Annotated in this window: 5 protein-coding genes and 1 pseudogene; 3 read left to right on the plus strand and 3 right to left on the minus strand. The window is 66.8% G+C overall.

What is annotated here, in order from left to right; translation table 11 throughout:
- A pseudogene (locus AC1DSN_RS17035) lies at positions 1–938 on the minus strand (hypothetical protein); the annotation flags it as partial.
- A 59-nt stretch (positions 939–997) separates the two neighbouring features.
- Positions 998–2029: a hypothetical protein gene (locus AC1DSN_RS17040; protein WP_477331833.1), complete on the minus strand. Its 1032-nt coding sequence runs from the start codon at positions 2027–2029 to the stop codon at positions 998–1000.
- Positions 2030–2233: 204 nt separating this feature from the next.
- On the opposite strand from AC1DSN_RS17040, the gene fusA reads away from it, so the two are divergent.
- Positions 2234–4273 (plus strand): elongation factor G, encoded by a 2040-nt coding sequence (gene fusA / locus AC1DSN_RS17045; RefSeq protein ID WP_477331835.1) that lies wholly within the window; start codon positions 2234–2236, stop codon positions 4271–4273.
- A gap of 28 nt (positions 4274–4301) precedes the next feature.
- On the opposite strand, the gene AC1DSN_RS17050 is transcribed toward fusA, so the two are convergent.
- Positions 4302–4781, minus strand: a complete 480-nt coding sequence (locus AC1DSN_RS17050; protein WP_213948596.1) for an SET domain-containing protein — start codon at positions 4779–4781, stop codon at positions 4302–4304.
- A 147-nt stretch (positions 4782–4928) separates the two neighbouring features.
- Between AC1DSN_RS17050 and AC1DSN_RS17055 the strand changes: the two genes are divergently transcribed.
- Both AC1DSN_RS17055 and AC1DSN_RS17060 read left to right on the plus strand, forming a co-directional pair.
- Entirely contained in the window at positions 4929–5429 is a 501-nt protein-coding gene (locus tag AC1DSN_RS17055; RefSeq protein ID WP_213948595.1) for a hypothetical protein, read from the plus strand.
- Between the two features lie 42 nt (positions 5430–5471).
- Positions 5472–6118, plus strand: a 647-nt coding sequence (locus AC1DSN_RS17060) for an acyl-CoA dehydrogenase family protein (protein ID WP_477331837.1), incomplete at its 3' end; no start/stop codon positions are given.

A 6118-nucleotide genomic window follows, 5' to 3' on the forward strand; every position in this document is an offset into this window, starting at 1 on the left:
GGACGCGTGTCGACGGTCAGGTCCGGCGTCGGCGCGACAGGCTCGGGCGCGACCTGCGGCAACGGCGCGTCCTGCGGTGTCGGTGGCGCCGAACTTTCCTCGACCTCCGGGCGCGGCACCGTCGCCAGTGTCATGGCCTGGGTCGGCACCGGCGTCGTGCGCTCCGCGGTGATCGTCGGCGGCGCAGGCGTCACGGTCATCTGCGATGCCGGCGTCGGCGGCAGGGACAGCGACGCCGGCGGCGGCATGGCCTCCGAGCCCTCTTCCTGCGGACGGCGCACCGGCTCGGGCTGGAAGGTCGGCGGCACGACCTGCGGCTTCGGTGTGTCGACCGCCAGATCGGGCGGTGCCGGGGTCGGCAAGGGCACTTTTTCGAGATCGCGCTGCGGTGGCGGGGCCTTGGGCTGAACGACCGGACGGTCGACCACCGCCGCGACGCTCGGCGGCGGCGCGGCAGGTTTCGGCGCCGCCTTGACCTTCGGCGGCTGGGCCGCGGGCGCAGCGACGGCCGGACGCGTCGGCGTCTTCGCCGCTGCCACGGCGGCGGCATGCGACCCACGCGCGGCGCGACTGGCTGCGGTGTCCCAGGTCGTCGTGTGCTTCACCCTGGCCACCGGCGCCGTCGATGGCGTGCCGCGCACGGGCGGCAGTGGCGGTGGTGGCTTGTCGATGAGGCGAACCTGCAGCGCGTCGGGATGGTCCGGCTCCGGCGGCGAAGGCAGCACGTTGTAAGCCGGGCCCAGGATCATCCCGAACAGGAAGACCAGGTGGATGAGAATCGTGCCGACCCAGCCGACGATCCTTCGCACGCTTTCGCGCGGTTTCTCCCGCAGGAGGCGCCGATAGACGAGCGCACGCATGGCCGCCTCGCGGGGCGAGACGGGCAGCGAATTCGCGGCGATCAGGGGATCGCTGTCCGGCGGGCCAGGGGTATGCATGGACGGCTAGTGTCCATGCTGCGGGCGCCGCAGACAATCGCCGCGTACGCCCGCGAGAGCTACTTGCCGGTACGGCGTTCGCGCTCCGCGTTTTCCTGGTCCATCGCCTTCAGCGGAATGTCCGACGCGCAGCCCTGTGGCAGGGGCTTGTCGGCGCGGAACGCCGCGATGCACTGGGCTTCGGTGGGCGGCGGCGTCTGGTCGGGAAGGTCCTTCACCAACGGATTCGCAGGGGCCATGTTGAGGCGGACGTCGCCATCCTTCTTCGAGGCCTTCGAGGGGTCTTCCCCGCTGCAGCCCGCCGGCAGGACGAACAACACGGTCGCGCAGTTCACGCGGGTGCCGTGACCCAGGTCGACCGTCTGCTTCACCGTGGTCTTCTCAATCACCTGGCGCACGCCCTTGCTCAGCGCGTTCTCGTCGCGCGGCGCCCAGTCCTTTTCAAAGCGGGTCTGCGTGTAGGTCACCGTCGTCTTGTGCGACATGATGCCGGTGTTGTCGGTGGGCTTTTGCGGGACGAAGTCGGGCTTCGACCCGGGGCCCGTCGTTGGCATCGCGACGGAACCGTCGTTGCCGAAGAGCGTGGGTTGTGGCGCCTGTGGCGCCGCGGTCGCGGCGGGCGTCGTCGTGTCCACCGGCGTCTCGTCCTCGGGTTTCTTCTTCGGTCGCGGCGGCTCGGGCCGTGTCGCCTCGGGCGAGCGCACCTTGGGCGGTGGCTCGGAAACGGGCGGCGGGGGTGGCGCATCGGCGACCGGAGGCGGCGCACGCGTCGGCTCGATGAAACGCACCTCGAGCACATCGGGGTGATCGTCGGGCGTGGCGAAGGCCACCTGCACACGCGGCTGCATTTCGTAGCGCACGAGGAAGATCAGCACGATGTGCAGGATCAAGGCGGCGGCGAGCGCCAGGGTGAAGCGCACCCGGTCGCGCGGCGGCGGGCGGCGACCGATGGCGCGCAGGGCCAWCAGCGTCGCCGCATCGATAGGGGCCAGCCCGTGCGCACGCGACGACCCCTCCGGTTCCAGCCGGTGGGATTCGACGAAGGACGGTGGCGCCTTACCGGGATATTGCACGCGAGCGGGAGTCCCCATGGGGCCTTCGGAAGTGGGACAGGATAGTGGCGTGCCGCTGAGCACAGCGTAAGCCCTGGCTTACAGACCACTCATGCGGACGAAGATTCCCCTTGCGTCCGGCCCGGGTTCGGAGAAGCCTTGGGACTGGCGTTGGCGCGCCTGAACCACCGCCGCCCTGAGCGTCCGGATTGCCCGGACGACCTTGAGAAGGAGGGTCGCATCGTGTCGCCATCCACGGAACGCATCCGCAGCCTCGCCCTTGCCGGCCATGCCGGCGCCGGCAAGACCACCTTGTTCGAAGCCATGCTCCACGCCGGAGGCGCACTGACTGCCCCCGGTAGCATCGAGCGTGGCAGCACCGTCTCCGACACCGACCCCATGGAGAAATCGCGGGGTCACTCGATTGACGCGTCCATCGCCTCGATCGAGCGCAACGGCTATCGCATCCACCTCGTCGATACGCCGGGATACGCCGATTTTCGCGGACCCGCCCTCGCCGCCCTCGCCGCCGCAGACACCGTGGCCATCGTGGTGAACGGCGCGAACGGTATCGAGCACGGCACGCGAACGATGATGGCGCATGCGAAGGAGCGAGGCATGGCACGCATCCTCGTGGTCAACCGTATCGATGCCGAGGGCCTGGACCTGGCAGCGCTGGTCGATGCATTACGAGAGGAATTCGGCAACGAGTGCCTGCCGTTGAACCTTCCCTCGTCGAAGGGACATTCCGTGCGCGACGTTTTTTTCCAGACGACCGGCGACACCGACTTTTCTTCACCGGGGGAGGCGCACCAGCGAATCATCGACCAGGTGGTGGAGATCGACGACGAGGTGATGGAGCACTACCTCGAAGCCGGTGAGTCCGCGCTGTCTGCCACGGAGATTCGCGGCGCATTGGAGCACTGCCTCCGCGATGGGCATCTCGTCCCGATCGTTTTCACCGGCGCGCGCGATGGCATCGGCGTCAGCGAGCTTCTCGAACTGGTCGAGCGCATCCTGCCCTGCCCCACCGAAACCAATCCGCCCCTGTTCCGTGACCATGCGGGTTCACCGTTCGATGTCGCCGCCGATGCGTCCCGCCACGTCGTTGCCGACGTGTTCAAGATCGTCAACGATCCCTTTGTCGGCAAGCTCGGCGTATTCCGCGTATGGCAGGGCACCGTGCGCAAGGACGCCCAGCTCCTCGTCGACGATGGGCGCAAGCCGTTCAAGGTGGCCCATCTGTTCCGCCTGCAGGGCCGCGAGCACATCGAAGTGGATGAGGCCTTGCCCGGCGACATCGCCGCGGTGGCGAAGATCGAAGACATCCATTTCGACGCCGTGCTGCACGATGCCGCCGACGAATCGCGCATCCACCTCGAACCTTGCGCCTTCCCGGCACCCATGTTCGGTCTTGCCGTGGAACCGGCGCACAAAGGCCAGGAGCAGAAATTGTCGCAGGCGCTGTCAAAGCTCGCCGAGGAAGATCCGTGCTTCCGTGTCGAGCACCACAAGGAACTCAACGAGACCGTGATTCGCGGGCTGTCCGACCTGCACCTTAAGCTCATGCTCGAACGGATGAAGGCGCGCTACGACGTCGACGTGATCACACACCCGCCCCGCATCGCCTACCGGGAAACCATCGGCGCCGGCGCCGAAGGCCACCACCGGCACAAGAAGCAGACCGGGGGCGCCGGTCAGTTCGGCGAGGTATTCCTGCGCGTGGAACCGCTGGAGCGGGGCAAGGGTTTCGTCTTCGACGATGAAACCAAGGGCGGCGTCATCCCGGGCCAGTTCATGCCAGCCATCGAGAAAGGCGTACGCCAGGCGCTGGATGGCGGAGCGATTGCGGGGTATCCGATCCAGGACGTACGCGTCGTGGTGTATGACGGCAAACACCATCCGGTCGACTCGAAGGAAGTGGCCTTCATCAGTGCAGGCCGCAAGGCGTTCCTCGACGCGGTGTCGCGCGCTCACCCGCAGGTACTCGAGCCGGTGGTCGACCTCGAGGTCTCGATTCCTGAGCGCTACGTGGGCGACGTCACCGGGGGACTTGCCTCCAAGCGAGCGCACATCATGKGCACCGATTCGCTACGCGGCGGCGAGACGCTGATCAAGGCGCGCGTGCCACTGGCGGAGCTCACCGACTATCCCACCCAACTTAAAGCGATGACCGGTGGGCAAGGGCGTTATGCGATGGAATTCAGCCATTACGACGCGGTGCCCGCCGGCGTGCAGCGAAAGTTGATGGAGCAGTGGAAGCCGCGGGTCGAGGAGGACTGAGGCTGTGACTCCTGTGGGAGGCTTAGCCTCAGGCGGCTTTGCGCTTCGGCTTGAGCATGGTGCCGATGCATTTCGGCGAGCCACACAGGCATGACCACACCTTCTTCAGGCGAGCCGTATGCGGCATGTCCAGCGTGATGCCGTAGTCGTAGGTCAGCTCTTCGCCGGGGGCGATGTCGCGGATGGCTTCGATCAGCACACGGTCCTTCTTCGACGGCTTGCCTTCCACCGCCTCCTCGATCACCGCCTGGCAGTTCGGGTCGCAGCCGTGGTTGATCCAGCGAGCCGTATTGCCGTTGCTGTTGCCGTCGACGATGAAGCGATCGTTGAGGGTGAACAGGAAGGTATGGCCGGTCTCGCCACCGTCGCCGTACTTCTTGTCGGCCTGGGCGTGGGTGATGCGATCGCCCTGGTATTCGATGATTTCGTCACCGGCCTTGATGGCGGCGGTGGCGAAAACGCCGTTTCCGTGGATGGGAGAGCGTCGGGCGGCGATGCGTCGAGTCATGGGAGGGCACGTAGAAAGGTCAGAACGGATGATGCCTGCTAGTGCGGCGCTTGGGAACCGCGTTTCAAACGCACGTCTCGCGCGTATGGCCCGGCCAGCGCTACCATCGAACAACTGTTCGACGCCCATACGCCGGAATCCCAGGGAATGACCTCGATCCTCCGCACCACTGTTTTCCGCGCGGCGCTGCTTGCCGTGACCGCACTTCTGGCGGCCTGTGGGCCCGAGAAGAAAAGCGTGTATCCGCCGGCCGTGACCTTGCAGCAGGTCGCCGCCAAGCCCGGCGGCACGTGGCATGTGACGCTCCGCCTGCGCAACAACAGCTACGGCGGCATGTCATTCGACCGCTTCCAGGGCACGCTGCGCGTGGGCGATCTGGGCGGCGTTCTGCTCGACGCGAAGATCGACCAGGACATTCCCTCTTTCGCCGCGGACGTGACCGTGATCGACATCCTGCCCACGGCAGAGATGTCCAAAGCGCTGGCTGACCTTGCCGCCAAGGGCAGCAGCGGCTCGCTGCCCTATGCCATCGACGGCCGCATCTCGGCCACGCCGGAGAAAGAGGACAAGTCGCGCACGTTCGACGTGCACGGCAAGAACTGGCTCTCGCCCGTGCCCGGCATACCCGACACCTACCGCTCTCCCTGATTACTCCATAGCCGCGCTTGCCGCGCCTCGCCAGGATTCACCATGACGATCTACAAAGCCCCCCTCAACGACATGCGCTTCGCCCTCTACGACGTGCTCGGCGCCGATGCCGTGCTCGGTCGTCTGGAGGGTGGGGAGGCGCATACGCGCGATCTGCTCGACGCCGTCCTGGAGGAAGCCGCGCGCTTCAATGAGCAGGTGCTCGCACCGCTGAATGCCTCGGGTGACCAGGAAGGCTGTCACTACGACAAGGCCACCGCCACGGTGACCACGCCGAAGGGCTTCAAGGAAGCCTATCGCCAGTACGCCGAAGGCGGCTGGGCCGGCCTGACGGCACACGAGAAGTTCGGCGGCCAGGGCCTGCCCGCCGTACTCGGCGCGATGACCAAGGAAATGATCGACTCGGCCAACCTGGCCTGGGGCATCTATCCGCTGCTTTCGCACGGTGCCACTGACGCGCTCGACCACCATGGCGACGCCTGGCAGCAGGAAACGTTCCTCAAGCCGCTGGTCGAAGGCCGCTGGACGGGCTCCATGTGCCTGACCGAGCCGCAGGCGGGCTCGGATCTGGGCCTGCTCAAGACACGCGCCGAGCCCAACGCCGATGGCAGCTATCGCGTCACCGGCACCAAGATCTTCATCAGCGCGGGCGAGCACGACTTCGCGGAGAACATCGTCCACCTCGTACT

Source organism: Luteibacter sp. P4_D7_3, assembly GCF_056401735.1.

Coding starts and splice junctions, on each gene's coding strand:
- AC1DSN_RS17050 (WP_213948596.1), bottom strand. CDS start 4,781: ATGACTCGACGCATCGCCGCCCGACGCTCTCCCATCCACGGAAACGGC.
- AC1DSN_RS17055 (WP_213948595.1), top strand. CDS start 4,929: ATGACCTCGATCCTCCGCACCACTGTTTTCCGCGCGGCGCTGCTTGCC.